Source organism: Rhizobium sp. BK376 (assembly GCF_004341625.1).
GTDB lineage: Bacteria > Pseudomonadota > Alphaproteobacteria > Rhizobiales > Rhizobiaceae > Rhizobium.
Genome location: NZ_SLZG01000024.1, coordinates 20789 through 45369 on the forward strand (window position 1 = coordinate 20789; position 24581 = coordinate 45369).

A 24581-nucleotide genomic window follows, 5' to 3' on the forward strand; every position below is an offset into this window, starting at 1 on the left:
CCTATTGCCCAGTGAGGGTCACTTTGCTGCTGTCGTAGGTCATGAACTCGGCGATGGCGGCTTCAGCCGCAATCTGTTGCATCTGCTGGGCGTTGAGTGCCGCATTGCCGGCGTTGACCGCGCCAACCAGTTCGTTCACGGTTTGCGCCGTCTGGGTCTGGACCTGCGAATTCTGGTCAATTGAGCCCTTGATGTCGGTGGTTGTGCCGATCTGGCTTTCGACATTCTGGAAGCTTTGGACCCGCTGTTCGGTGCCGGCATGGGTCCCGGAGATCGCCGCGGTCAGCGCGGTCGCTGTATTGACCAACGCCTGATAGGATTTGTCGCCGCGCGTGTAGCTCGCACTGTCCGTCTGCCCGGACAGCGTCTTCACGAGGTTGAGACCGTTAAGAATTGTTGAGGCCGTCGTGCCGTAGGAGCCGAGCTTGCCCCAGGCCATCTGGCCGGAAAGAAGCGAGGAGAAGTCCGGTGCATTCCCCATTGTGAAGCCTGAGCCGAGTGCCGTGCCCGCGATCTCCGCGGTCGAGCGATTGCCGGTGACGGCGGCAAGCGTCTTATTGACGGTCTGGAGGATATCGCTGTTGCTGCTCATGATCTCGGCCGTGTTCGAGGCCGTTTCCTTCGCCTGTGACAGCGTTGCCTCGTCGATGACAGGGACCTGGGCAAACGCTGGTCCGGAGCCGGCAAAGATCAAGAGGGCGAAAAGTACCGCGCTGGCGCTCCGGCGAACGGGCAAGACCTCCATCATTTGTTCCCTTCCTGGTTTTGCGGACTGGTCAACGTCACCTTGGACGGATCGTAGGTCATGACCTTGGCGGTCGCGCTGGCGGCCGCAGTCAGATCAAGGAGCCGCTGGTTGCGAAGCTGATTGGCTGCCCCGACCGCTTGGATCGCCTGATTCCAGACCTGCGCATTCGTGAGCCGGGTGACGGCGTTCTGCTCGAATGCGCCCTTGATCGTTGTCGCCTGACCTATCGTGCCGGACTGTGTCGAAAATGATGTCGAATTGGCGGAGATCGCAGCGGCAACAGCCGCGAGCGAGGCAACAGCCTGCCCGACATTCTTCGTCTTGATCGCCTGGATCGTATTTGCAGCGCCAAGCAACAGCGCGAAGTCACTGCCGCCGATCGTGGTGCCGCTCAGCGGTTGACCGGTCACGGTCTGGCCGGTCACTGACCGGATGCCACCAGTGTCGCTCTGGATGGTGACGCTGCCATGGATATTCTTCGTCGGCGCAACCGATCCCTGCTTGAAGGTCCGCGCGCGCTGCATGCAAAAGGCCGTATTGGTCTCCGACTTTTCCCGTTGGGCGTCGGTGACCGGCACCTGGGCGAAGGATGGCGCCGGTGCGAGAAGCAGGCTCGCGCCGACAAGTGCGGTGAGCGGAAGCCGCATGGTCATTCTTGCCTCCAGCTGCAGAAATAGGGAAGCCAGTCTTCGGGCGTGTCACCGAACTTTTCCCGAAGGCGTTCGCACTCTGCGACCGTTTCGGTGCGCCCCGACAGGACCTTGATGAACTCAGGGAGTGCGGAGAGATCGAGCCTTGCGATCACGCTGTCGTGGTCATGTTTCACGAGGAATTGCCGACTGGTGGACGAGGTCGACTTCACCCAGTCGAATTCGGTCTCCGACAGGCCGAAGGCGCCCATATAGCTGTCGCGATCGGCTTTCGGATTCGGGAAGAAGATATTGGTTGGGCTCTGCTCGAGCAGCGTATGGGCAATCTTCGCCGTTGTAATGTCGCGGGGCGATTGCGTTCCAAGCCCGATGATGCCGTTCTTTTTGCGGATCGTCTTGAGCTGGTCGTTGAGGAAGTTTGCTGCCTTCTCGTCGCCGAGCACCTTCCATCCTTCGTCGATGAAGAGCATCATCGGCCGGACGCCATCGAGCATTCCGCCGATGCGGAAGAAGATGTAGCCGAGTGCGGCGGTGCGGATCTCGGGATCATCGAGAATGGCAGTGAGATCGAACCCAAGGATTCCACGATCCGCATCCCAACGATCGACGGGATTGTCGAAGAGCCAGCCATGCGTGTCGCACCAGACCTCGAACCGTGAGGCGAGATCGTCCCGGCCGGCCATTTCCGCACCGCGCAGCAGATGGATGACATCACGGAAATGCCGCTCGCGGATGGGCGCTGCGAAGATATGCTCGACTGCGGCGGTCAGGATCTTCTCTTGTTCAGCGGAAAGCTTGTCGACTTCGCTGCGCGGCCGCACGAGATAGGCGAGCAGGTCATGGAGGAAGGTCCGCGCTTCCGGCGTGTCCTCGATTTGCAGGGGATTGAAGCCAGTCGCGACGCCGGGCTTCAGCACCTCGTATTGACCGCCACAGGCGCGGATGAAAATCTCCCCGCCACGATCCTTGTCGAACAGGGCGCAGCGCGGTTGCGGGCTGGTGCGCATCGCCTGCGAGAGCAGGAAGAGCAGGCCCACGGTCTTGCCGGAGCCGGTCGGTCCGGTGACGATGAAGTTGCCGACCTCGCCCTTGTGGAAATTGAAATAATACGGCGTCATCGACGTCGTCTGGAGGAGCGAGATCGCCGGCCCCCAATGGTTTCCCCGCGGCTTGCCGAGTGCAAAATTGTGATAGGAGGCCATGCCCCAGAAATTTCGCGAGGAAATGATCGCGCGCCTGGCGATGTAGGCGAAATTCCCCGGAAGCTGCGCCCAGAAAGCCGGCTCGGCATTGAGGTCTTCGCGAACCACCACCATGCCGGCGTTCTGCAGTTCCTTCGTGACCGCCTGTGAGCAAGCTTCAGTCTCCTTGATGGAATTGCCAAGCGCCATGACGGAGAGATGATGGTAGCCCATCACAGCGCGTCCATTGACCAGCTCGTCCTTGGCGATCGAGATTGCACTTTCTAGGCTGGTGCCACGCTCGTCGGAGACGCTGATCTGACGCTCAATCCGGTCCATTTCGGACAGGACCGGTGCCCGGTCCTGCAGGGCAAAGCTCTGACTGACGATGAACTCACCCGGAACCTTCAGGAGCCCGTCCAACATCCCCGCCGCGGTATAGGGTGGGTATTCGCGCACCGAGAGCATGGCGCCGAACCGTGGGTCAGCATCGTCGCTACCCCGCATCTCCAGCATTCGCCGCCCGAAGGTGATGCGCCGTGTCGGCAGATACTCGTCTAGCGGCATTCGGGGCAGAAGCATTTTGACCGGAACGCCGCCACTCAAAAGTTGGCCAAGAAACTCCAGCGGCTCGGAAAAGGCGCTACCATTGCGCATCGTCGCCTTCAGAAGGCGCGCACCATAACCTTCCATTCCCTTGACGATATTGGCAACATGATCACGCAATTCCTGTCGCGCCTCAAGGTCGAGCGCTCGGTCGGAGACGCCGCTTACCTTCCGGAACCGGGACAGCGCGTTGTCTGCAAGGCCGACCTTGCCCTGAAAACCACGCCGGATGACGCTAAGATAGAGTTCGTTCGAATACATGCGCATATTCGACAGCGCCTGCATGTAGCGCTCATCGAGAGATTTGCAGAAGTCGATGGAAAACGTTCCGTCGATATCAGGCGGGATGCGCCGGCGGATGATGTGAGAACAGACCGCGAATCGACTGTCCGATAAAGCGCGCAGCAGCGTGTTGCGATTGGCGGCTTCGTTGTCGATGAAGGCCTGGTCCGCGGTCTGATGGCAGAAGCCGTCAAAGCGAATGATCGAGACCAGCATGCCTTCCTTGGTGCGCAACGTTTCCTCATCGACGTGGCGCAGATATGGAACATGTTTCGATACTGACTTTTCCCGGGCTATTTCTACGGCGAAACGGAGACCATCGCGGACGGCGTTCTGCATGACGTCTCTCCTCAAGGCTGGTAGGAATTGCCGCCCCAGAAGTGACGGTTCCGTACCCAGGGGCATTTGGCAAAGCGCATTCTGACCACATTGGCCAGGTGCGGATCGCGAACGGTCATCACATAGGCGGCTGCGTGCAGCGGCAGGAAAAGCAGGAAGGTCGCCAGGTTCTTTGTGTTGAGAAATGTCATCACCACCACCATCAACTCGCCGACAAAGAGCCCGATGGGTACGCCCCACATCATCCGGGGACGCGTCAGCGCGATCACCAGCGGTGCGATCTGAGGTTTTTCGAGATCGCCCATCAGTTCCCAAGCCCCGAGGACATCGTGGTGACGAGCTGGGAACCTCCGAAGATGAAGGCGATGCCGACGATGATCGAGAAGCACCAGGACCACGGGATACGGCTGGTCAATGCGAGATAGCCGACGGCGGCACAGGCGATTGTCGCAGCCGTTGTCGCGAAGGTGCCGGTCATGAAGTTAAGGAGCGTCGTAAATACCGATTGGATCGGTTGGAAGACATCGCCTGCTGCAAAAGCAAGACCTGTCTGACTGAACAGGATTCCGGCAAATGCCATGCCGTGGATGGCAGCCGAGCGGCTGCGAGGCGAAACGAGCATCTTCATGGTGCGTTGGGCGGTATTCATGGATCACTCCGTGCTACTGGACATAGAGAACCGAGCCACCGATCCAGAAGGGGACAGAGGGCTCTGCTTTGTTTTGGTTGACGGGTATCGGCTGGTCTGAGCCTGAGCCGGCATTGAGAAGATCGACGCCGGCAGTCGCTTCTGCCGGTTGATCGGCGCTGGCCGCCGCAGATGTGTGACGGCGGCCCCCTTTCAGCGAATTGTTGAAGCCATAATAGGCATTGGCGACACGCGCGGTGTAGTTGACCGTCTCTGCGATCGGCGGAACCCCGCCGGACCGGATGATGCGGTCTTCGCCCGCATTGTAGGCAGCAACTGTCAGAAAGATGTTGCCGCCGAAGAGGCTGCCGAGATCCTTAAGATAGGCAATGCCGCCCCGAATGTTTTGAGCGGCGTCACATATGTCGGCCACGCTATAGCGGGTTGCGGTCGCGGGCAGCAGCTGCATTGGACCGCGCGCGCCGCTCAGAGAATTGACGTGCCGACCGAAGCCGGATTCCTGATCGGAGATCGCCAGCGCCAGGCGGGTATCGACGCCCTGACGTGCACTTTCCTGACGAATCATCTGCATGATCGCCTCGGGCCTAACGGCCGCGTCGGTGCAGGTGGGAGTGTTCGGGACGGCACGAATCTCGGTGGCGGCCAGCGGTGCCGTAGCGATTGTCAGAGCTATGAATGTGATCGGAAGGAGATAACGATTCATGGTGTTGCCCGTGTTGTTAATTTCATATATACAAAGTTAAAACAAAATATCAATCAAGAAATTGCTATGGAGCAACTTATGATGAGGAAGTGGCAGGCCGCCGTTCTCGGTGTTCTTTCGATTACAGCGAGACCCTCGGGGCCGGTGGAGGCTGCAGATGCAGAATGGGGCTGCCAGGTGCTTCTATGTGCGGCTGCGGTGAACCCCTCATGGCATGGCATTCCCTATTGCGTGCCGCCGATGGTCAAGTTGATCACGGAAATGGCGGAGCCGCACTTCTCGTGGCCGACTTGCTCGAGCGCGGGTACCAAGGCGCCTGGATATGAGCGATATGGTGATTGCCCGGCCGGTTATTCGGTCGGCTACAGCTCTGCGGATAGCGGCAATCACTCCACTAGCGAGCCCGATCTTTGCGTTAAGAGCAATATCTGCGGATCCGGCGGGCACAATGATGGCGGCTGTGGCGAGACGATCTCACAGCCGCGCCCAGTGAGAGGCCAGCCGTATTATTTCGATATCAGGCAGTCGTCCGGGAGTGCGCAACGTTTCTGGTTCGACTTGAACCATTGAGCAAGATAACTTTATATATGTGAAGTTTATACGCAGGAGGTGACCGATATGCGCGACGAGAGGATCGTCATCTACGAACCGGTCCGGAGAGCCGATCCGTGGAGCGTAAAATACTGGGTTCTCCTCTGGTTCGCGGTCAATGTCCTGCTACTGGCATCGTGGGGATTGAACTGGATGCGGCGGGAGGCTGAAGCCGTGATCCATCACCCGCTCGAAGCGCCGTTCTACACGCTCGTCGTCCTTGTGATCTTCGCTCTTGCCCACGGCATGCTCGTCTGGAGCGCCTATCGAATTCTCCGGCGGCTCTTCAGCTTCGGTCACAAGGTGATCCTCGCCCTTGATGATCTCGTCAGCGGTCTCCTGCGCGCGATCCGTACTTCCCTCTCCAGATTGAGGAAATGAACGGGATGAAACCGAACCGTTTTCTGTTTGCCGGCGCTATTCTTGCCGGGATTGTCTCCGGGATTATCGTCCCCGCCAGGCAAGCCTATGCCCAGCAAGGCTACGCATTGAGGCTGGAGCGGACGGTGCTGGACGCCCGTCACGATCCTGACGGCATTTGGAGCGATGACGATCTCGCCTCCATCCGGCAGATGGGCCAAGTGCCGGCGATTTATACCGCCCGGCTCACAACGCCGGCTGGGGAATGGCTGCTCTCCCAGACCAACGGCGATTGCAACATCCAGGGCATGTGCACCGCCCTTTTGGTCCTGAAGAAGGCGGGTGCTGGGGCCGTTACAATGGCCGACCCGCAACTCCCGCTCGGCGGCACGGCGGTGCTGTCGCTCAACTACAAGAAACTCGCCACCAAGGAAGTCGACGAGAGGGGCCACCCTATCGACGGCTCGTATGACGTGGAGCCCATCCCATGAACATGTCGCCTTCTCTTTCCATCCTTGGCTGGCTGCGGCCCGGACGCCGCGACGTCAGCGCCAACGCCGGCTTGATCCTCGGTTTCATCGCGTCCCTTGCATTTGCAGGCGAATCGGCGGTTAGCCTCATGGCGGCCGGCATGCCCGCCGACTGCGCCGAATATGCCGCGAATGTGACGCAGAGCGAAGGAAGCTTCACAAGCACCTCGCCGGCCGTCAACGGCACGCGCTGCTACGGCGCCTTCCAATTTTGCGATAGCGGCACATTGCAATCTTACTGGTCAGGCTCGACCGCTGATTTCCTCGCCAGTCCCTCCGCCCAGGTCGCCGCCTGGGACAAATATGAGAACAACGAATGGGTCCAGGCCAACCGGCTCGGCCTCACCAGCGCAGTTGGCCAGCAGATCTGTTATAACGGCACTTGCGCTGTCATCTCGCAGTCCTCGATCCTGAAAGCCTGTCAGTTCGGCTGCGGCAAGGGCGGAAAACTCTACAATCTTGTTCAATCCGGGCTCGACTGCAGCGCTCCGGGAACGAGGGATGGCGCGGGGACGAGCGTCTGCTCCTATCTGATCTCCGGCGCCGGGTACAATGTCAGTTGCATCACCAACGCCAATGACGGTGTCGATTGCCTGCCCGTCGAGGCCGGGCCGAAGAGCGAATAAGCCATGTGCCATCCGTGTCGTTTTCTGGGCGTTCTGTGCGCGAGCATCGTGTTCGCTTCAGCCGTACTCGCTGAGAATGCCGATCGAACCTTTGCGATCCCGCAGACCGGCGTCACGTTCCTGACGGGCGATAGCTGGCAGCAGGTAGGGCAGCGGTTCCGGCTCTATGGCGTGCAGTCCTGCCTGCGAGGCACGTTTTATACGGATAAAGCGGGCGGGCATCAGGATTGCGGCACGGTATCCACCGCCATGCTCGCCTCTTTCGTCCGCGACCTGAAACCGACCTGCTCGCCCGTCGCACAGATCGCCGTCGGGGGCTCGCAGCCGGGCACCCTGCTGGTGATCTGCACGGGCGAGGTCCATGGAAAGATGCTCGATCTCGGCGCCACGATGATTACCCAGGGTTTTGCTTTTGCTGCCATCGATAATGCGAGCCATCCCGTCTACCTCCCTTATCTCATCGAGGAAGGCATTGCGCAGCAGGCCCGCAAAGGCCTCTGGGCCTTCGCCGACCTGCCCCACCCCAATAGCGCGCTCCTGCCCGCAAAGCCGATGCCCTGAATTTCCAGCTGCGCCCTTCCCGATCGAAGCTAAATTCCAGGCCCCTCCGGAGGCGCCTCGGAAAATGGCGTGGCGTGCCCTATCGAACTCCACTACAACGGACACCAGCAACGCTCGCGCCGATGGAATGGGGATGATCGCAGGTTCTCGTAAACTGGATATACGGAAGAAGTGGTGGTCCGTGACCCTCGACGAGGACCTCGTCGAGTGCCGCGCTACCGTTCCCAAGGAAGGCCATGACCGGATCAAAGTCCTGGCCGGGCTTCTCGGCGAAAAGCTGCCGATCCTGGTCGGGAAACTGGTGATTTCGGCGCTGACCATGTACGAGCGCGGCGTCGAGGAGGCTCCGGAGATCGAGGCAGCGCGTCAGGCCGCAATGGCCCAGGTCGCTTCAAGATCTTCTGCCGGCACGTCCGTGGGTGATCTCTGCCGAGCGATCCTCCGCTCGCGCTTCCCGGATGACAATGGTGCGGCCCGTATGCGACAATGCGCCATGGTGACGGCGATTGCCGTCGAAGCAGACGCTGGTCATATGCCAAGCGTCTCGACAATCGCCAGGCTCACCGGCAATCACCCGTCCCAGATCATGTTGCTTGCGCAGGTCCTTGAAGACCGCAATGTACTACTGCGCATCCATACGCCGAATGTGAAGAAGGGACGCGCGGCGAAGATGCTCCAGATCCGGGCGGATGCAGTGGCTGAACTGGACAAAGTCCATATCAAGGCGACCGGACGGCCAATACTCGAGGCGCCGGAAAGCGTTGCGGTCGCAGACGACGTATCGAAGTAGTCGCATAATTACGGCCAAGCCGCGGTTGCGCCGGGCCTAACGCGCTATGTAGCCAGTTCCAAACACCAGTCATTCGGCCTCGGTGACCCATACCGTTACCTCATAGCCGAATCCAGAGTTCGTCCGATAGGGATCGGGTTTGCTAGAGGTGTCGAGTTCGTCGGACTTCACCACTGAGGCCGTTATCGAGCGTCCCTTCTGAAACTGTGCGGCCGCCCATTCCCCAAAACTGTAGAATCCTTGAGCGTGGGAGAATTGCTCAAGCGCAAAGCCCATGCCTGCGATGCTTGAAAGACCATCATATGGTACCTCAAGAGTTAGGGTTGCAAAGATTTCTAGCATCGTGGCATCCATTCCATACAGTTTGGACTGGTTAAGAGGCGCCTGGGATGAACCGACCTGTAGAGAAAGCTCGCATTCAAATGTTTTATTCTCATCCCATATGGGCGGCTCGAACCTGTCGTGCCGAAAGGCTCTGTTCGCTTATTCGAATTACCAGATCGAAGGCGCATTCCCGCTGACCGATCCAGATGGTCGGATCGCTTCCAGTTGATGCCGTTATGCCCTCGTTGTTTTCATCAAAGTCAAGCCTCCAACGAGCCACGATCAACACGACGAATTGCGGGGCGTTCAGCTCTCATTCTACAAGCCAAACGATTGACTAAAGCGTTGGTCGGTCGCTAGATGCGGCTCAGCGGTCCGACGGCTTCCTCGGGCTCGCAAGCCGCACACGATCATACAAGCGAAACGGCAGCTCGCTATACGTATATTCGGCGGGTAGCGCCGGTCGCCCCATCTTCGAGACCAGACGTTTGAGATTGTTAGGGCTGTTGCTCGCAGCCAGCGTATAGAAATTGCCGCTGTTCCATGTCACGAAGCAATCGAGAAAGACATCTCGCAGCACCGCCGTGATCTCCTCGAGCGTAACTTCGTTTTCGTTCATCTGGGTCAGTACCTCCTCTTCCTTGGCGAGGATTTGCACTCTGCTGAAGTAGCGAGCCTTGAAGCCAAAATCTTTTTGGTCCTCGCGCCGCTTGTACTCGCTGTCGTCGCCGTGCCTGAATTTTTCAACGAGCAGAAGAATGCCATCCGGCTTCAGGTTCTGCGCAACAAAGGCAATTTGCTTCTTCCGGTTCGGCGAATACATCTGAAATGTCGTGTCTTCCATGATGATGTCGAAGCCGGCCTGAAAATGTCGAAGCGCCTCGCTCTCGATAAATGCGGATGGCATCAGGTGATGGAACGGACCGCAGAAAAAGCTAGCATGTGGCGGTGTACCATGAGCAAAAAAGCTTCGTTCGTTTTCGACATTGGGGCTGCAGGACAGCGTTTCGACCAATCCGTCGGCAAGTTCGCTGATCGTGCGCGCCATCGTCCCTTCGGCGGTCCCCAATGAATACAAACTGATCGGATCACTTCGGTCCGAGGCATATCGAAGGATTGCGCACCCCAACCGGCACTCTTCCTCGAATCTATATGGGATGCTGCTTAGGTAATGTTGATCGAAGGGACCCTGCCGGCGCTCGTGCAGCGCGATGAACCGCTTCACGAGCGGATCGCGAGGCAAAAGGCGTCGATCAACGTCCGGTCGCCGCCATGGCATTCCTGACCGGCCGGCGGCCGTTGCCGAAAAAAATGGCGCGAGTTCGTTCAGCCGAGGGGCGCGATCGCACTCGGCAATGAAATCAGTAAAATCTTCCATCCTGATTTTAGGCCTCTCTGCTTTGCCAAGGCATCCGCTTCCTGTAGATGCGGTGCCTTCTACCCCTGGCAGTAAAACGCGGTGTGCCCCCACGCCACCTTGGCCGCTAATTCCGCGTCGGCGCTTTCATGATTTTGATGCACTTTCAGAAATTTGATTTGAATTCCCACTCAGAGTTAACGGGTGTTTGATTGGCAACCTCTGGTAAAATAACTTCAGATGGAGCGGACACGTGCATCGCCCTTCGAAAGGGAGCAAATGAAAACATCGAGCGGAGAAATCGTCACTTACCGGGAAAAGCAATGGCATGGATTCAGAACAGAACTCGTGCGCCGCATCGGGCTGGCCCGACAAGAGATTGAAGTCTCGGGCAATGCGCACGCGATTTTCCTTAATCTGGAGGGGGCGGCAAGGTCAGGGGAGAATTTTATTGATGGCAGACGATCGAGTTTCGTTGTCCGGCCCGAGGGGTCGCTGACTTACGTGCCGGCAGGGCGAAGCTGGAGTGGTTGGGACGAGGGCGACAGTCGTGCAGCCTATTTGCTGCTCACGGTCGATCGAGCGTTCGCCGGCAACTTCTTTGACGACCCCCACAAAGTCGAGCGATTGCGTCCAGAGCTCGGATTTCATGATCTCGCCGCGCAGTTCGCCGCCCGAAAAATCGCGGCCGAACTTTTTCATTTGGACCAGGCGAGCGAATTGATTGTCGAGGGGCAGCTCACAACGATCTTTGGACATCTCGCGCGACGTGCCAATCAAAGACAGCGTTCGGTCAAAGGTGGCCTGGCGCCCAACACCCTGAGACGCGTCGTCGAGCGGTTGAACGATATCAGCGAGGAGCGCGTCTCTTTGACCAGCCTGTGTCAGGAGCTGGGGATGAGCCTTCCGCATTTCAGCCGCGCCTTCAAGCAGTCGACAGGGGTGACACCGCACGCCTATTTCAATCAAAGGAGACTCGAGCATGCCAGCATGCTTTTGAGAACGACCTCGTCGCCGGTCACTGAGATTGCGCTTATCTGCGGCTTTGCCAGTGCAAGCCACCTTTCGACAACCTTCACCCAGGCTCTTGGGGTATCGCCAAGCGTCTACCGCTCCGTTTGGGGCCGTGCCGGAAAATAACATCAAATTCCTGAAAGCTAAAATGCCGCCGCTTCGCTAGCCTGCCAGCGATCAGCACGTGCAATGGGCTCAACGGGAAATGAGTTTACAACAAGAACTTCGTCTGCGCCGACGCTACATGACCGCTGTTGCTGCATCGGCAACCGGTCGCAATGCATACTTCGTCATTGTCGCCTGGCTGGAAGCCGCTTTTGATAATGGCCCCGCATGGATTGCGGTTCTACTCGCGCTCGGAAGTATTGCCGAATTTCTCACCGCAAACCTCAGCGGGATCATTGCCGATCGCTACGAGCGTCGGATCGTCTGCCTGATCTGCGATATAGCACGCATACTGCTCATGATCACGACGATGTCGGGGATGATGTATCTCGATCCCGTCGCAGTTCTTGCCGTCTCCTGGGTCGTCTATGCCGTGATTGACCGCACCCATACAACGGCGCTGCAGGCTATGATCCCATCGATGGCAGCGCCGGGGCGGCTGATTCGGACCAATTCCCTGTCCTACATGAACATGCAGGGCGGCAATCTGCTGGCCGCGATCGCCGGCGGTCTGCTGCTGGCACTGTTTCCAAATCACCTCGCGTTCGTCCTGCCGCTCGGATTCTATGCCCTGTCCTTCTGGGCCATGCTAAGCAGCCAGATCAGGTCGACCTGTCATCAAGCACCAACCATGCATCGCCCGACCCTCTGGGCGCGAGAGCTGCTGCCGAGTGCCTTGCCGGCCGGCCCTTTACGGGGGGCAGCCGTGATCTACGCGCTCATTTACGCGATGGGCATGCTGGTTAGCGTTCTCGGATCGGCGCTTGTCATGAAAGATCTGAAGGGCACAGCCCTGGCTTTCGGCTATCTCGAAGCGTTCTGGGCCGCTGGCGCCATAGCGGGGTGTGCCTATCTGATGACGCTGACACGCCGCTCGCACAGCTTAGCCGCGCAGTTGGCCGCATCGGGCTGCGTTCTGGCGATCTTTCTGGTCGTCCAAGACCTCAATCTCGCACTCCTGCAAATGACCGCGCTCGGCATCACGTACAATATTTCGCGCATTCTTATCGACGCGCGCGTACAAGAGCTGGTGTCGATCGATGCATTGGGCCGTGGCAAATCTCAGATCCATACACTTTGCGTTGGATTTGGCTTACTTACCTACAGTTTTGTGGCAGTTGCGGGAAACAGCGTAAAGCCTTCCGTGGTTTTCGGATGCTTCGGTCTGCTGATGATTGCTGTCGGCGCAATCCTCTTGATCCTGCCAAAAAGTGAACCGAGGTCGGGTGGATTGTCAGAAACATGACGCAGACATCCATCCAACCCATCGATCGCGAGCGGCTACTGGCCGTCATCTTCGATCTTTTTCCATGGTTGCGCGCATACAGGCACCGGCCCGTCCGGGACTATGCGGCGGCGATTTACGATGTTGGTGCGGAGCCTGCGAGCTCGTCGCGATCACACGCGCGGGAGCTTCTCTGCCGGTGGATTGAAAGCAAGGCCCTGCAGAGCGGGCTAGGACGCAATTCAGCTAAAAAAATGGCCACGGAGCTCGAAGACCATCCCGTCTTACAAACAGGCCCGCATCTGCATTTGCTGATAGAACCCGACGCCTTCTTCACGCATCTGTTCAGCTTAATGGGCTTGCGCGGGCGCGAGAGTCGTTCCTATATTTCCTACGCGTGTTCGACCGTGAAATTTGCCGAGCGCAGCCGCAAGGGGCCAGGATGGTTACGATTGGGCGACCAGTCGTTCAATGTCTTCGGTCTAAGCCGCCGCGAGATGATCCCCTACAGCGTCCTGGCACGAAACCGGTCCTATAATTTCCAACTCGCACCGAGCGACGCCAATCCGGGTCTTTCGCATGAACGAGACACGCTCTCTCGCCTCCTGCCAGATGGTCAATTTCCGTGCGCGGCGGAGGCAATCAAAGCGGGAAATCGGCGACTGTGGGCGAATTATTTTGATGAGGGAATCGACTTTCTCCAGCTTGACGACGATGACGTTGCCGATCTTGTGGTGGCGCACCTGGCGGATCCCAAATCATGGCTGTGTGACCGGTTCCTGCGGGACAAAGCGTTCCCGACAACAACCCTTAAAAACATCGATCTTCTGGCCTCGACGCCGTGGCGGAACTGGCTCAAAAACAGCACGCATTTTTTCTGGGGCTGCGACGACGGCCGGATTTTTCCTATGACGCTGATCGACGGCTTTTTGGGACCGAGGGAAAGCCAAGGGCAGTGGGAGCGGGAAGGAAAGGCGATTGCCTTTACCGCCGACGGATTGATCGAGGCCCTCGGTAGGCGACGCATCATTCCAAACCTGTTTATCGTGTTCATGGTGATTGCGATCCTGCCTGGAGTCAGGGTACTCGGCGGCAGCCGCCACACCGTCTATTACCCGCTGATGCGACATGCATTCTGCTCGGCCCTCAGCGATGGTGGTCGAGATGACGACCTTTTGCGGTCTCTGCATCATGACAGGAGACCAGGCGCCTGGGGTCACCGGGTGATCTCGGACCAGATGGAGCCCTTCAGCCTATTGCGTTCAGAGGGGGGCAACGTTTCAAACCTGCTGTCGCACTATGGAACGATGAGTTTTGACGAGGCCTGCGGTTCTTTGAGCAGCTTTACCGAGGACCCGCTCTGGTCCGATCTCTCCGCGGCGCTCACGACCGGAGCGGCGAGCACGATGCGTAGCCCGTGGGCTTTCAACTGAGCACGATGGGCTCGTGCAGTGTTGCATGTTCGCTTGGCTTCTAACATAGAAGCCTTTGAATCTTCGCCAATTTTCCTTGAAAAACGCAGCCGGAACGTGTAGATTCTTTGGCGAGGCAGTCACGCGCTGCCTTGGGGCTTCATAACCCCTACACGCGGTTGATGCCGGCCGATACGGCATCACACTCCTTGACCTTCGGTCCGGGAGCCTGTGGCGTATGTCCAGGTTCCTCGGAACTAAAGGCCACAGGGCCGTCGTGTACGGTTATGAACTCCCGGTCACGGGTTAAGTGAGTTCTTCAAGCGGGGGCGTACCGCCTGAAACTCTCTCGTGGGGAGTTCGCGATGAACCAGCGATCCGCAGTGCATTCATCCAATTCAAAAATCAAAAATATATCCGCCGCGCTGACGCCGTCAGCCGATGCGCATCCGGTCGACAAGCATGTCGGTCAGCAGATCCGGATCCGGCGCATCCAATCCAATGTTACCCAAAGCGATCTGGCTAAAAGCATTGGTGTCAGCTTCCAGCAGGTTCAAAAATACGAGAACGGCAAGAACCGCGTCAGCGCCTCGACCCTCTACCTGATGGCGAGGTCGTTGAACACGCCGGTCAGCCGCTTCTTTGAGGGCCTGCCAGAAGCGGACGATGGTTCGCATGCCCATTTCGTGAACGAGATCGACGAACGGATCGCCTATGTTTCGACTGCCGAGGGGCGGCGCCTCATCGAAAGCGTTCTCAATCTGTCTCCTCGAGTCCGTAGCAGGTTCGCCGCGCTGGTGAACTCGCTCGTCGAGGACGACGACGCACAAACGACAGAGCGGGCCTGAGCCCGCTTTGTCGTCGATTGGCCATAAGCGAAGGCAATCAGGTCGCGCGTTGATAACGCGCGATCGGCCGATCGCGATCGATGAAGGTTCCGAACGCCTCGGAGCGCTCGGCGAGATCGTCGAAGATTTCCTCGGCTAGGTGACCAGACGCGAGAACCGGGAATTGAAGGCGCCCGTGCCCATGGCTTTCGAGAGCCTCCGCGCCACCGACGACGATCGGGTGGAAATCAATCGTCTCGATCTCGTTACTGGCGTTGAACGTACAGCTGGCGATAACGCTCTTCCAGACTTCACGCGGGCTCCACTCGGTTTCTCCGTGGGATGTGTGAAACAGGAAATTACCCAGGCCGTAGAAGATCGGCGCGCGCCGGTAGATTTCGACACCCTGTAGCACCGGGGCACCGTGGCAGACAAAGATTGAGGCCCCGTTGTCGACACAGAGATGTGCGAATTCTTCGACCCACCCAGGGACCTGGCACCAGTCGGGTTCCCAATGATGGTGATGAAGGTAAGCGATGACGAATTCGCCCTTTGCCTTCGATCTCCTGATCGCGGAAAGCTGCGTTATCGCGCTGCCGGGCTCAAACTTGATACGCCGCACATTCGATGACGCCTTGCGAAAGATCGTTCCAAAGAAGTCCATCTCTGCCGCCGTTGTTGGCACGGGATCGTTGGGCTGGGCATAATTTGCAAGCTCGAGATGAGCGACACCGAACCGGTTCTTGACATCCTGTAGCAACGCAAACGTATCTTCGTCGACGTCGAACTTTCGTTCGACCCGCAGGCCGTTGAGACCAGGGCGCGCGGGACGGTGTGCCCCCGCGTTATCGGCATACATGAATGCGGGCCCCGGACCTGCATCCATAGACACCAACGATACGTTCTTCTCCGCAAATGACGCCGAAGCAGCTTTGGATGCGCGGCGTTCATCCTTTCCGATGCCGGCATGCAGAAAGCCGCGGCGGGATGCCTCCTCGATGGTCGAGAGCACACCGGATGGGCCCAGATCGAAGGCGTGATTGTTGGACAGCGACAATATGGAAAAGCCGATGTCCTTCAGCGCATCGAGCACTTCGGGCTTGGCGCAGCTGAAATAGGAGCCCTTCAGCGGCCACCCTGCATGACGGCCAAAGACCGTCATTTCGAAGTTTGTGAAAGAGGCGTCCGCCCCTCTGATGATGGCTTTGATCGCCTCGAGACGATCATCGACAATCGAGCGTAGGTCATGATGGATCAGCGATTGGCCGGTCGCAATAAATTTGAATTGAATGGTCATGAACATTCCTACCCAATAGGCGGTGGCCGCCGCTTGCGGCGGCGGCGTGGCGAAGATTACGGTTGTGGAGATACGTCCAGGCCGAACCATTGCAGGCTGAGGCGGCTCAAAGTTCCATCGGCTTGAGCCTCACCGATTGCCTTGTCGAAAACAGCAACGAGATCCGCGTCGGATTGCCTCAGACCAATTCCCACTCCTGGACCCCATGGGCCTCCGGACAGCTCCGGACCAAAGAATGCAGCTTCCTTGCCGTTCGGCCCATCCAGGAACGTCTTCCAGGTGAAATAGTCAGCAAGCCCCCCGTCGATGCGTCCTGCCGCGAGGTCGAGCTGAAGATTATCCTGTGAATCGTAACTGCGGATGGTCGCGTCCGAACCGACCAGGCTCTTCAATACGACTTCGGAATTCGACGACCTGAGAACGCCGAGTGTTCGACCGCTCAACGCCTGTTTGAGGATATCCATAGTCTTTTGTTTTGACGCGTCGATTTCGGTGAGATCGAGCTTGGCGGTCGTGTCCAGAGCCGGGACCTTGATCTCCTTCCTCAGGACGATCTGGTTGAAACCTCCTGCATAGGGCCGCGAGAACGCAATCGACTTTTTGCGTTTCTCGGTGATCGCCATGCCACACATGATCGCGTCGAACTTCCCGACGGTCAGGGCGGGAATGATACCATCCCAGTCCTGCGCAACGAACCGGCAATCGAGATTTGCGCGCCGGCACAGGTCCTTGCCCACATCGATGTCGAAGCCTGCCAGCTTGCCGTCGTCTCCGATCTGATTCCAGGGCGGCGACGCGCCCTCAGAACCGATCGCAATCGGGCGCGGCGCGGCCGCCGCAGCAATGGTCATTGATAGAAGCATGGAGATCGCAAGGATCGAACTTTTCATCTTGTTCCGTTTCCCGTTCTGTTGGCCGGCCTGTCTGATGCCGTTCTCAGGGCCGGCAGCCCGAGACGACGGTTGGTTTTCGATGCCTTGGAAGGCGAAGGCGAGCGCGCGAGCGGGTTCAGAGCTCTCTCGAGGCGGCTCGCCAGACCAGAGACAACGAAGGTCAAACCGAGATAGATCAGGCCGGCAACGATAAAGACCTCGTAGGGGGCAAAGGTTGCGGCCACCAACTGCCGCGCGAGGCCTGTTACCTCCAGGAGCGTGATGGTGCTAGCAAGCGAACTCGCTTTCAGCATGCCGATCACTTCGTTGGTGTAGGCCGGCAGAACGATGCGAAAAGCCAATGGGAATTGGATGAGGCAAAATGCTTGCGACCTTGATAGGCCCAACGACGTTGCGGCCTCCATCTGTCCTTTCGGGATCGCCCTTAAGCCACCCGCGAGAATTTCGGTCGTATGTGCTGCCGAATTCAAGGTGAAGGCGATGAACGCGCACCAAAACGGATCTCGAAACAGTAGCCAGAGGGCGCTATTGCGCACCAGTTGCAACTGTGCCAGCCCGTAGTAAACGAGAAAGAGCTGGACGAGCAGCGGCGTGCCGCGGAACGCGTAGGTGTAGGCCCAAACGATCGTTGACGATACTGTCGGCTTCGAGGAGCGAATTAGGGCCAAGGGGATAGAGAGTAGAAAACCCGCGGCAAGAGGCGCCACCGTAAGGAGTAGCGTGAGGACAACACCACCGGGCAACAGGGACCCTGCTTCAGAAATGGCCCCAATGTTGATCATGAGTGGCGCACCAGGCGGTATTTGCGGTCGAGCTGTCTGAAGCCAAAGAGAGCAACGCTCGTACAGGCGAGATAAATTCCTGCGGCCATCAGATAAAAGGGCAAGGGTGCATGCTGAGATCCAGCACCGACGAACGCTATGCGCATGACATCGCTTAGCCCCACGATGGAAACGAGCGCCGTGTCCTTGATGAGCGAGACGCACAGGTTGGTATAGGCAGGGATCGCGAGCGGAATTATCTGCGGTACGATCACGAAGAGCCACGACTGCCAGCGAGAAAGCCCGAGCGAGTGAGAGGCTTCGATCTGTCCTTTGGGTATTGCATTAAGGGCTCCGCGAAATGCTTCTGCGGCGTAACCGGCGAAGACAAATGTCAGCGCACCAACGCCGGACGCAAAAGCATTCACCTCGACATATCGGCCGAAAATTGCGCTAATCGCGGCTGTGCCGCCGAAGTAGGCGAGCAAGATGATGAGGAGCTCGGGTACGCCGCGTATGGTCGCCACGAAAGCCTTAGCAAACATCCGCCCATAAGCCGAATTTGAGATGCTGGCGGCAGCAATCACCAGTCCGGCGAAAGTCCCGAACACAACGGACACGCTGAACACTGAGGCTGTGATGATGAAGCCATGTATAAAATTGTGATACATTGACACACTCTCTGTTTAATCAATATTCTGTTTTTCATCTTGCGATATCTCTCGCGATTACAGACAGAACTACTTGCGTTCCTGTGGCATAATAACTCAAAGGCGAGTTTCAATATCAAACTAACCTCCGGTTATTCTGCTTATGATCGAACTTTATACTTTACAATCACGCGGTCAATTTATAAGTTTCAGAAATATCCGATAAGCTGAACTTATAGGTATCGATGGAACTCTCTGGCACCGGCATCAAACTCCGTCAGCTGCAGGTCTTTAGAGAGGTCATCCGTACCGGTTCCGAGCGGCTTGCGAGCAAACTGCTGGGTGTGACACAGCCGGCAATCAGCCAAAATATCCGCCAATTGGAAGAGGCCGTCGGCTTTGCGCTTTTCGTTCGAGAAAAGGGAAAAATGCGGCCGACCGATCAGGCTTGGGAATTGGTCAGGTCGGTTGAATCGGCGTTCACGGGACTTGATCGCATCCGCGGAGAAATCGAAGGTATTAAATCGAGTGATCGCCGCTCGCTCTCTATCGCAGCGCCCGGTCCTTTTTGTTTGCGGCTGCTGCCTGAGGTGGTGAAAGCTTTAAGGCGCGAACGCGTGTTCCATGGCGTTCGGGTCAGGTCGGCGAATTATCAAGAGATTGCCGAGATGGTTCACGATGGGCGATCGGATATTGCGATATCGCGTCTTCCGATTGACGTCAGACGGTTCGACTATGTCCCTGTCGCGAAGGCGGTTAATGTCTGTCTTTTCGGCAAAGACCACCGCTTCTCAAAATTGGATATCGTCAGGGTCGAGGATTTGGTGGACGAGGCGTTGGTTGATATCGACCCTCAGTTTTCGGCCCATCAGATGAACGTCAACGCGCTGCGCTTCATGGGCAACGAGCCTGATATCGCCGTGGAGTACGACGCACATGGTCATGACGCTGGTTTCGTCTCTGCTGGCATCGGTGTTTCCATCACCAACAGCGTGATCGCTACAGAATACCGTCACTTTGGTCTTCAGACGCGGTTGTTCGAGCCAGGCGCCTCATATCACTACGTCGTTCTCTGGCAAAGAGGGCGGGCACTCAACCCCTCAATGCAACGAGCCGTCCAACTCATTTCAGACTGTATGCAGGCAGAGGGGAGAGATTAGCCCGTCCAGATTTGAACCCTGTTCATGCTCGAGGTTTGCAATCGGCGATGTTGACATGAATCGTCATCCAGCTGAGAGGAGACTGGCCTACATGCCGGAGGACCAGATGTCGCCATTCCTGCGAGAAGGCAGCCTGACACCTGTTCTCGAGGACTGGTGTCCACCGTTTCCGGGCTATCATTTCTACTACCCCAGCCGACGTCACCGATCGCCGGCTTTCGGTCTTTTCGTCGATGCGATCAGCTACAGGGGATAGTCGACTTGAGGGCGGGCTCTCAAAGCACAAGCAGTGCATGTAAAAGCCGCCATGTCGGAGGACATCGACGCAATCGGTGTTATGGCGCTCTTTTCGTTTCGCTCCCCCACGACTTCGAAAATAGATAGATCGTCCAGACTGTATCAATGGGCGGTCGAGCTCCGCCATCGCGAAATAAGCGGACTTTACGCGGTATCTCATTGGCCTGCCGCGCTCGCGGTTCTCCCGCTCCAGAGCCTTCATCCACTTCGGCCTTCTTCACCCATTCATTGAGCGTCTGCGCCGTGCAGCTGATCTTGGTGCGATCGAGGAAACCGCTGCCCATCGCAAGGAATATTCGCCTTGGTGATCCAAAACCATCCGCACTGCGCGGGCGCGGACTTCCGGTGAAAATTTGTCTGTCGTCTTGCTCATATCCGCTCCACTTTCCCAGAAGTTGGAGCCTCCGGCAAACCCGGTGCGTGTGTGGATGCACCGGCTTGAGATGCGACGAGATAATGTGGGAAAAATGTGCTTCCGTTATTGTTTCGGACGGGGCTTTTGTCGCTGCTTGGGTGTCCTGGCCTGTTTGTTGGCTTCCTTCTCGGACAAGAGCTCATCCTGCACCTGCCCCTGGCGTTCGATCTCGGGCGACTGATTGATATCGGCCGGGATCGGCGCAGACGGACTCTGCTCGACTGATCGTTCTGCTCGCCGCGCTGCGGCGGCTTCTGCCTTCGTCCGATAGGCATGATCGTCCCCTCCTCCGTCGAACGGCCGCTCGCTCGTGCGTTCGGAACGTTCGGCCTGCGTGGTCTCGCGTATCGCCTCGGTTCGAGTGTTTTCCTTGACGGTCTCGAGTGCAAGCGCGATCTCTGCATCGCTTCGCGGCCCCGCAACCGCTTCGCTCGTGCCGGCCACAAAGCCGAGCTGCTTGCGCTCACGGGCATCTTCCCTAGCCCGGCGGTCCTCGACCTTCGCCTGTGCCGCTTTCACGTGATCCTGAAGCTCCGGGTTGCTGATGGCAATGCCGTGCTCGGCCGCCAATTCCACGGCAACGGCCTTCTCGCGATCAGTCCCATTGACGGTGATCGCACCCCACTTCTCCGAGGCCGCGCGCATGGCAACTAGCATGGAACCGCGGTCCCGATCAGCGGGTTTGACCTTGTCACCGGTGTCGACGGGGAGTTTCGGCACCTCGACGAAAGCGGATGCAGCCTGCGTCGGCTCCGTTTCCTGCGCGATCTTCGCACCGTCGACAAACCCGAGTTTTTGCTGCTCCAGCGCCTCCTCGCGGCCGCGGCGGTCCTCGGCCAGCGCCTGCGCTGCCTTCAGCTGGTCCTGAAGCTCGGGATTGGTGATCCTGAAGCCGTGCTCCGCGGCAAGCTCGACGGCGAGCGCCTTGTCCCCGTCGCTGCCGGTGACCGCGATCGTATTCCATTTCTTCGCAGCCTCCTGCATCGCCGACAGCATGGCGGCCCGATCGCGATCCGAAAGTCTGATCTTGTCGCCGGTATCGACAAAGGTCGGCGCCGGCTTTGCTGCCTCTTCGGCATTCGATGGCGCGGCAGTTTCTGGCGTCGGCATCCCGGCTGAAGTTGGATTTGCCTTTTGGGCCTCGACCGCTGTCTCAGCGGGCGTCCGGGTGCCGGCCGTGATACTTGCCTCCTTCGGACGCTGGCTCGCCAACCGGTCGCGGGCAACAGCCAGCGCATCCTGCAGCTCAGGATTGGTCAGCCTAAATCCATGCTCCGCCGCAAGTTCGACGGCGAGCGACTTGTAGCGGTCGGTTCCGTTGACGGTGAGAGGGCCCCACTTCTCGGCTCCTAGCTGCATCGCGGCAAGCACCGTTTCACGGTCCCGCCAGTTTCCGATCTCGACGCGGTCGCCGCGATCGGTGAAGGCAACGGCGCCCACCCGGCCATCCGTCTTGCGATGGTTGTAGCGGACGTCCTCTCCACGCTTCTCCGCGACGAAGCCCGCAAATTGATGGGGCACCGGCATCACATAGGTTTCGCCCTCGATGCTGCCGCGCTTCTTCTCGATGCCCGTCTGTGTTTCCAGCATCTTCGTCTGGCTGACCTTCAGACTCTTGCGCAGCCCGTCGAACTCCAGAAGCCGCTCGGGCGGCAGGTTCTGCCCGATCTGGTCGAGACTGGTTTCCATCTCCGTGAAGGCGTTGTTCATCACATTGAGGTCCGGCATGTCCTGCTCCCTGATCGTTGCGGGTTTCGTGGTGATGGTGTTCTGTTCGGCCGCCGTTTCGGGCCCCCGTGCGACGGCAACCGTGGCCCGGTCGCGGAAATATTGAACGAGCGCGGGATCTGTCACGTCGATCGCCTCGCTTCTCGCGGCAAGCGCCCGGGGCACGACGAAGACATTCTCCGGATCCTGTCGGGACGGCGTGAGCGTCTGCACCGCATCGAGGGGGACATCGATATAACGAAGCACCCCGCCGTCTCGGACAACCCGTTGTGCGGCGACATGACGGTCACGCGTAAACAGCGGCGCCGAGGAACGCGCTTCCTGCCGCTCCGCCCGATAGAGGCGAACAATGCCGGGACGCTGCGGGGGCTCCGGAGGGTACTGTCTGGGAGCAACCCGCTCTGCCTCGCCGTTCCAGCCGATTGCGACGGCCCGCGCATGGCGCTTACCCACGTCGCGGGTGGGGATGTGGATGATGCCGTTTCGCACCGCGTCGACCCGGCGCCGCATGCTTTCCGTGGCCTCGCCGCGCTCGACCCGCCGGATGTCCTTCATTTTGTAGCCCGGTGGGTTCGCCCGCTCGAAACGGCTCACCGCATCCATCGGAATGTCGCGCTCGCGCGCCTCTTCGGCGATCGTCCTTCGCCAGCGTCGTAGATCCTCGATCTTCGGATGCAGACGCTCTCCCGTCTCCGACTGCATCTTCACCACCGCATGCACGTGAATATGGCGACGATCCTCATGGGTGGTGAACAGATAGCGATGCCCCGCGAACTCGCGGGCAAGCATGGCTCGGGCCGCATCGAGAAAGGCGTCTTTCGGCGTCCCCGGCCGGGCACTGAGAACGATATGGGCCACGTCCCGACGCTCCTGGGATCTCAGATCGCGTTTCCAGTTCTTCGCCTCCTCGAGAACAGAACTTTCCCCGTCGAGAATATGTTCGCCAGCCGGTTGACCAGCCTTGTCCATGCGGCTGACAGTGACGCGTCGGCTACCGCCCTTCCGCAATTGACCGAGATAGCGAGCGACACCCTCCACCCCATGTGCGAACCCATGCACGTCAACCGCCGTATCCGGACCGAAAGCGGCCATCAGCTTGTCGTCCAGGGCGGCTAAGGATTTCCGGTTGTCATAGATGCGTCCGGCCTTATCCTCCCCGGGCTGCCGGCGGCGCGCCGCGCTCACCACCAGCTCGATCTCCCTCCCATCATCCAAGGTAGCAGCGGCGCTGTGCCAGGCCATGCGGTGGCCAGCCAGCGCGGTTTTGAGGGCTTTGCCGACTGCTTCGTTATCGGCAAAACGGGATGCATCGACCGTCAACGACAAGCGCAATACATCTTTCGAGGGCTCACGCCCGTCCCCCTCGGACCACTCGTCGGAAAGCTGGCCGATCCAGTCGCGTCCTTGCGAGGTAGCGCCGGCCTCGTTCTCGACGGTGAGTTCACCGCCGCGGCTCTGATAGGCCAATAGCTTGCCGACACGGGCACGTCCGGCTGCAAAGCTCACGAGCTTCACGACAGCAGGCTGGGAGCCGGAGGCAAGCGCAATACGGTCGCCGGTCGCACCACCGGAGGGCAAACTCGATCCGGAGCTATCCAGGGTAGCCTCAACGCGGCCCCCTAGTTCCAAGCGGGGTCCGGCAGCCGATGGCTTCCTCCCTCCACCGCCGGCGGCGCGTCGGCGCCTCTCGTCCTCCGGCAGATCCGCTTGCGGCGCGGCCGGTCCCGTCCAGGGGCGCCCGCCGACGGCAGGCAACCCGCTGTCGCCGGCGTCTGCCTGCTTCCGCCTGCGCTTGCGTCCAGGGCCGGGCGTCTGAAGGGACGTCCCAAGCCCCGGGTTCGCAAGACCAGCCGGCCGGGCCGTGCGTTTCCGCTCGAGATCGTCCACCAGCGTGATGAAGGCATCAAGGTCAAGCATCGGCCTTGACCTCCAGCTTCGCCTTCGTGCGGCCAGCCTCGCACATATCCTTCATATCCGCTGCCTGCGCCCCGACCAGCCGGGCCAATCGCCCGACCCCATCCAGCAGCACCTCGAATTGCGGCTCCCGGCTGCCGTTCAAGATGCGGGCGATCTGGTTGAGATTGACGGAGACCCGGCGCAACTCCTCGGCATGGGCGAGCATGATCTCCTTCAGGTCGTCATCGAATGCCGGACCGAGCCCTGCGGCCTGCCGCACGAGACGACGCAGCACCTCGCTGACAGTCAGCTTCGCATCCGTGCAGAACGCCTCGAACGCCAGAAGCTCCGTTTCGCTCAACCGCACATGAACGACTTTCTGTCGGGAGGTTCGCTTTGCCATAGCCTCTTGCCTTGCCTTTTTCTCTCCCGGTCGCGGTCCCGCGACTGCCGGGAGAGCCTCATCGCCCGCTTCGGGCACTGTTCAGTTTTCGTATCACGGAAACTGCTATCCTGCCAACCACACAATGGAGAATACATACAT

The 24581-nt window shown here is 58.9% G+C and carries 25 protein-coding genes and 2 pseudogenes; 12 read left to right on the forward strand and 15 right to left on the reverse strand.

Features of this window, described 5'->3' with window-relative positions:
• Window position 1: 1 nt before the first annotated feature.
• From EV561_RS30645 to EV561_RS30670, 6 genes are read right to left on the reverse strand one after another with little or no spacing between them, the layout of a single operon-like run.
• On the reverse strand, window positions 2-748 hold the full coding sequence (locus EV561_RS30645) for a type IV secretion system protein (protein ID WP_245513105.1): 747 nt from the start codon (window positions 746-748) through the stop codon (window positions 2-4).
• Complete coding sequence (locus EV561_RS30650) at window positions 745-1401, reverse strand: hypothetical protein (protein WP_132527617.1); 657 nt, start codon at window positions 1399-1401, stop codon at window positions 745-747. Before EV561_RS30650 ends, EV561_RS30645 begins: the two co-directional genes overlap by 4 nt.
• The gene (locus EV561_RS30655; protein WP_132527619.1) at window positions 1398-3806 is read right to left on the reverse strand and encodes a VirB4 family type IV secretion/conjugal transfer ATPase; all 2409 of its coding nucleotides are present in this window, start codon (window positions 3804-3806) and stop codon (window positions 1398-1400) included. The genes EV561_RS30650 and EV561_RS30655 overlap by 4 nt, the downstream gene beginning before the upstream one ends.
• An 11-nt stretch (window positions 3807-3817) precedes the next feature.
• Window positions 3818-4111 carry a VirB3 family type IV secretion system protein gene (locus EV561_RS30660; protein WP_132527621.1) on the reverse strand — a complete coding sequence of 98 codons (294 nt, stop codon included), beginning with the start codon at window positions 4109-4111 and terminating at the stop codon, window positions 3818-3820.
• Entirely contained in the window at window positions 4111-4455 is a 345-nt protein-coding gene (locus tag EV561_RS30665) for a TrbC/VirB2 family protein (protein ID WP_132527623.1), read from the reverse strand. The genes EV561_RS30660 and EV561_RS30665 overlap by 1 nt, the downstream gene beginning before the upstream one ends.
• Before the next feature lie 13 nt (window positions 4456-4468).
• Window positions 4469-5158, reverse strand: coding sequence for a lytic transglycosylase domain-containing protein (locus EV561_RS30670; RefSeq protein WP_132527625.1), 690 nt, complete (start codon window positions 5156-5158; stop codon window positions 4469-4471).
• Window positions 5159-5236: 78 nt separating this feature from the next.
• Here EV561_RS30670 and EV561_RS30675 point away from each other — a divergent pair, with 78 nt between their 5' ends.
• The 6 genes from EV561_RS30675 (at window position 5237) to EV561_RS30700 (ending at window position 8616) form a co-directional block, all read left to right on the forward strand.
• A complete protein-coding gene (locus tag EV561_RS30675) occupies window positions 5237-5728 on the forward strand; it encodes a hypothetical protein (protein ID WP_132527627.1) in 492 nt (163 codons plus the stop codon).
• A gap of 48 nt (window positions 5729-5776) precedes the next feature.
• Window positions 5777-6130: a hypothetical protein gene (locus tag EV561_RS30680; protein ID WP_132527629.1), complete on the forward strand. Its 354-nt coding sequence runs from the start codon at window positions 5777-5779 to the stop codon at window positions 6128-6130.
• A gap of 5 nt (window positions 6131-6135) precedes the next feature.
• Window positions 6136-6600: a hypothetical protein gene (locus EV561_RS30685; RefSeq protein ID WP_132527631.1), complete on the forward strand. Its 465-nt coding sequence runs from the start codon at window positions 6136-6138 to the stop codon at window positions 6598-6600.
• Window positions 6597-7265 (forward strand): acyltransferase, encoded by a 669-nt coding sequence (locus EV561_RS30690; RefSeq protein ID WP_132527633.1) that lies wholly within the window; start codon window positions 6597-6599, stop codon window positions 7263-7265. Before EV561_RS30685 ends, EV561_RS30690 begins: the two co-directional genes overlap by 4 nt.
• 48 nt (window positions 7266-7313) lie before the next feature.
• Window positions 7314-7826 (forward strand): thermonuclease family protein, encoded by a 513-nt coding sequence (locus EV561_RS30695; RefSeq protein WP_245513106.1) that lies wholly within the window; start codon window positions 7314-7316, stop codon window positions 7824-7826.
• Between the two features lie 133 nt (window positions 7827-7959).
• Entirely contained in the window at window positions 7960-8616 is a 657-nt protein-coding gene (locus tag EV561_RS30700) for a hypothetical protein (protein ID WP_132527637.1), read from the forward strand.
• Between the two features lie 69 nt (window positions 8617-8685).
• Here EV561_RS30700 and EV561_RS30705 read toward each other — a convergent pair whose 3' ends face one another.
• On the reverse strand, window positions 8686-8958 hold the full coding sequence (locus tag EV561_RS30705; RefSeq protein WP_132527639.1) for a hypothetical protein: 273 nt from the start codon (window positions 8956-8958) through the stop codon (window positions 8686-8688).
• 349 nt (window positions 8959-9307) lie between these two features.
• A complete protein-coding gene (locus tag EV561_RS30710; RefSeq protein ID WP_132527708.1) occupies window positions 9308-10318 on the reverse strand; it encodes a class I SAM-dependent methyltransferase in 1011 nt (336 codons plus the stop codon).
• Window positions 10319-10576: 258 nt separating this feature from the next.
• Between EV561_RS30710 and EV561_RS30715 the strand changes: the two genes are divergently transcribed.
• The 4 genes from EV561_RS30715 (at window position 10577) to EV561_RS30730 (ending at window position 14961) form a co-directional block, all read left to right on the forward strand.
• The gene (locus tag EV561_RS30715) at window positions 10577-11437 is read left to right on the forward strand and encodes an AraC family transcriptional regulator (RefSeq protein ID WP_245513107.1); all 861 of its coding nucleotides are present in this window, start codon (window positions 10577-10579) and stop codon (window positions 11435-11437) included.
• Window positions 11438-11495: 58 nt separating this feature from the next.
• Window positions 11496-12722, forward strand: a complete 1227-nt coding sequence (locus EV561_RS30720) for an MFS transporter (RefSeq protein WP_132527643.1) — start codon at window positions 11496-11498, stop codon at window positions 12720-12722.
• The gene (locus EV561_RS30725; protein WP_132527645.1) at window positions 12719-14134 is read left to right on the forward strand and encodes a hypothetical protein; all 1416 of its coding nucleotides are present in this window, start codon (window positions 12719-12721) and stop codon (window positions 14132-14134) included. The genes EV561_RS30720 and EV561_RS30725 overlap by 4 nt, the downstream gene beginning before the upstream one ends.
• Before the next feature lie 344 nt (window positions 14135-14478).
• Complete coding sequence (locus EV561_RS30730) at window positions 14479-14961, forward strand: helix-turn-helix transcriptional regulator (protein ID WP_132527647.1); 483 nt, start codon at window positions 14479-14481, stop codon at window positions 14959-14961.
• Between the two features lie 37 nt (window positions 14962-14998).
• On the opposite strand, the gene EV561_RS30735 is transcribed toward EV561_RS30730, so the two are convergent.
• Genes EV561_RS30735 through EV561_RS30750 form a run of 4 tightly spaced genes read right to left on the reverse strand, consistent with a single transcriptional unit; the run spans window position 14999 to window position 18562 of the window.
• Complete coding sequence (locus EV561_RS30735; RefSeq protein ID WP_132527649.1) at window positions 14999-16237, reverse strand: CapA family protein; 1239 nt, start codon at window positions 16235-16237, stop codon at window positions 14999-15001.
• A gap of 56 nt (window positions 16238-16293) precedes the next feature.
• Window positions 16294-17127 carry a transporter substrate-binding domain-containing protein gene (locus EV561_RS30740; protein WP_132527651.1) on the reverse strand — a complete coding sequence of 278 codons (834 nt, stop codon included), beginning with the start codon at window positions 17125-17127 and terminating at the stop codon, window positions 16294-16296.
• Entirely contained in the window at window positions 17124-17912 is a 789-nt protein-coding gene (locus EV561_RS30745; RefSeq protein WP_132527653.1) for an ABC transporter permease, read from the reverse strand. The genes EV561_RS30740 and EV561_RS30745 overlap by 4 nt, the downstream gene beginning before the upstream one ends.
• Window positions 17909-18562, reverse strand: coding sequence for an ABC transporter permease subunit (locus tag EV561_RS30750; RefSeq protein WP_132527655.1), 654 nt, complete (start codon window positions 18560-18562; stop codon window positions 17909-17911). The genes EV561_RS30745 and EV561_RS30750 overlap by 4 nt, the downstream gene beginning before the upstream one ends.
• Before the next feature lie 224 nt (window positions 18563-18786).
• On the opposite strand from EV561_RS30750, the gene EV561_RS30755 reads away from it, so the two are divergent.
• Window positions 18787-19701: a LysR family transcriptional regulator gene (locus EV561_RS30755; protein ID WP_132527657.1), complete on the forward strand. Its 915-nt coding sequence runs from the start codon at window positions 18787-18789 to the stop codon at window positions 19699-19701.
• An 82-nt stretch (window positions 19702-19783) separates the two neighbouring features.
• Window positions 19784-19957: pseudogene (locus EV561_RS30760) on the forward strand (LysR substrate-binding domain-containing protein); the annotation flags it as partial.
• 142 nt (window positions 19958-20099) lie between these two features.
• Here the strand turns inward: EV561_RS30760 and EV561_RS38100 are convergent.
• The 3 genes and pseudogenes from EV561_RS38100 to mobC form a co-directional block, all read right to left on the reverse strand.
• Window positions 20100-20371: pseudogene (locus EV561_RS38100) on the reverse strand (transposase); the annotation flags it as partial.
• 105 nt (window positions 20372-20476) lie between these two features.
• Entirely contained in the window at window positions 20477-24058 is a 3582-nt protein-coding gene (locus EV561_RS30765) for an LPD7 domain-containing protein (RefSeq protein WP_132527660.1), read from the reverse strand.
• Window positions 24051-24440: a plasmid mobilization relaxosome protein MobC gene (gene mobC / locus EV561_RS30770; RefSeq protein WP_132527662.1), complete on the reverse strand. Its 390-nt coding sequence runs from the start codon at window positions 24438-24440 to the stop codon at window positions 24051-24053. Before mobC ends, EV561_RS30765 begins: the two co-directional genes overlap by 8 nt.
• Window positions 24441-24581 lie beyond the last annotated feature (141 nt).

Coding starts and splice junctions, on each gene's coding strand:
- EV561_RS30765 (WP_132527660.1), bottom strand. CDS start 24,058: ATGCTTGACCTTGATGCCTTCATCACGCTGGTGGACGATCTCGAGCGG.
- EV561_RS30730 (WP_132527647.1), top strand. CDS start 14,479: ATGAACCAGCGATCCGCAGTGCATTCATCCAATTCAAAAATCAAAAAT.
- EV561_RS30670 (WP_132527625.1), bottom strand. CDS start 5,158: ATGAATCGTTATCTCCTTCCGATCACATTCATAGCTCTGACAATCGCT.
- EV561_RS30710 (WP_132527708.1), bottom strand. CDS start 10,318: ATGGAAGATTTTACTGATTTCATTGCCGAGTGCGATCGCGCCCCTCGG.
- EV561_RS30650 (WP_132527617.1), bottom strand. CDS start 1,401: ATGACCATGCGGCTTCCGCTCACCGCACTTGTCGGCGCGAGCCTGCTT.
- EV561_RS30755 (WP_132527657.1), top strand. CDS start 18,787: ATGGAACTCTCTGGCACCGGCATCAAACTCCGTCAGCTGCAGGTCTTT.
- mobC (WP_132527662.1), bottom strand. CDS start 24,440: ATGGCAAAGCGAACCTCCCGACAGAAAGTCGTTCATGTGCGGTTGAGC.
- EV561_RS30735 (WP_132527649.1), bottom strand. CDS start 16,237: ATGACCATTCAATTCAAATTTATTGCGACCGGCCAATCGCTGATCCAT.
- EV561_RS30700 (WP_132527637.1), top strand. CDS start 7,960: ATGATCGCAGGTTCTCGTAAACTGGATATACGGAAGAAGTGGTGGTCC.
- EV561_RS30690 (WP_132527633.1), top strand. CDS start 6,597: ATGAACATGTCGCCTTCTCTTTCCATCCTTGGCTGGCTGCGGCCCGGA.
- EV561_RS30750 (WP_132527655.1), bottom strand. CDS start 18,562: ATGTATCACAATTTTATACATGGCTTCATCATCACAGCCTCAGTGTTC.
- EV561_RS30740 (WP_132527651.1), bottom strand. CDS start 17,127: ATGAAAAGTTCGATCCTTGCGATCTCCATGCTTCTATCAATGACCATT.
- EV561_RS30645 (WP_245513105.1), bottom strand. CDS start 748: ATGATGGAGGTCTTGCCCGTTCGCCGGAGCGCCAGCGCGGTACTTTTC.
- EV561_RS30675 (WP_132527627.1), top strand. CDS start 5,237: ATGATGAGGAAGTGGCAGGCCGCCGTTCTCGGTGTTCTTTCGATTACA.
- EV561_RS30725 (WP_132527645.1), top strand. CDS start 12,719: ATGACGCAGACATCCATCCAACCCATCGATCGCGAGCGGCTACTGGCC.
- EV561_RS30745 (WP_132527653.1), bottom strand. CDS start 17,912: ATGATCAACATTGGGGCCATTTCTGAAGCAGGGTCCCTGTTGCCCGGT.
- EV561_RS30705 (WP_132527639.1), bottom strand. CDS start 8,958: ATGCTAGAAATCTTTGCAACCCTAACTCTTGAGGTACCATATGATGGT.
- EV561_RS30715 (WP_245513107.1), top strand. CDS start 10,577: ATGAAAACATCGAGCGGAGAAATCGTCACTTACCGGGAAAAGCAATGG.
- EV561_RS30685 (WP_132527631.1), top strand. CDS start 6,136: ATGAAACCGAACCGTTTTCTGTTTGCCGGCGCTATTCTTGCCGGGATT.
- EV561_RS30665 (WP_132527623.1), bottom strand. CDS start 4,455: ATGAATACCGCCCAACGCACCATGAAGATGCTCGTTTCGCCTCGCAGC.
- EV561_RS30680 (WP_132527629.1), top strand. CDS start 5,777: ATGCGCGACGAGAGGATCGTCATCTACGAACCGGTCCGGAGAGCCGAT.
- EV561_RS30655 (WP_132527619.1), bottom strand. CDS start 3,806: ATGCAGAACGCCGTCCGCGATGGTCTCCGTTTCGCCGTAGAAATAGCC.
- EV561_RS30660 (WP_132527621.1), bottom strand. CDS start 4,111: ATGGGCGATCTCGAAAAACCTCAGATCGCACCGCTGGTGATCGCGCTG.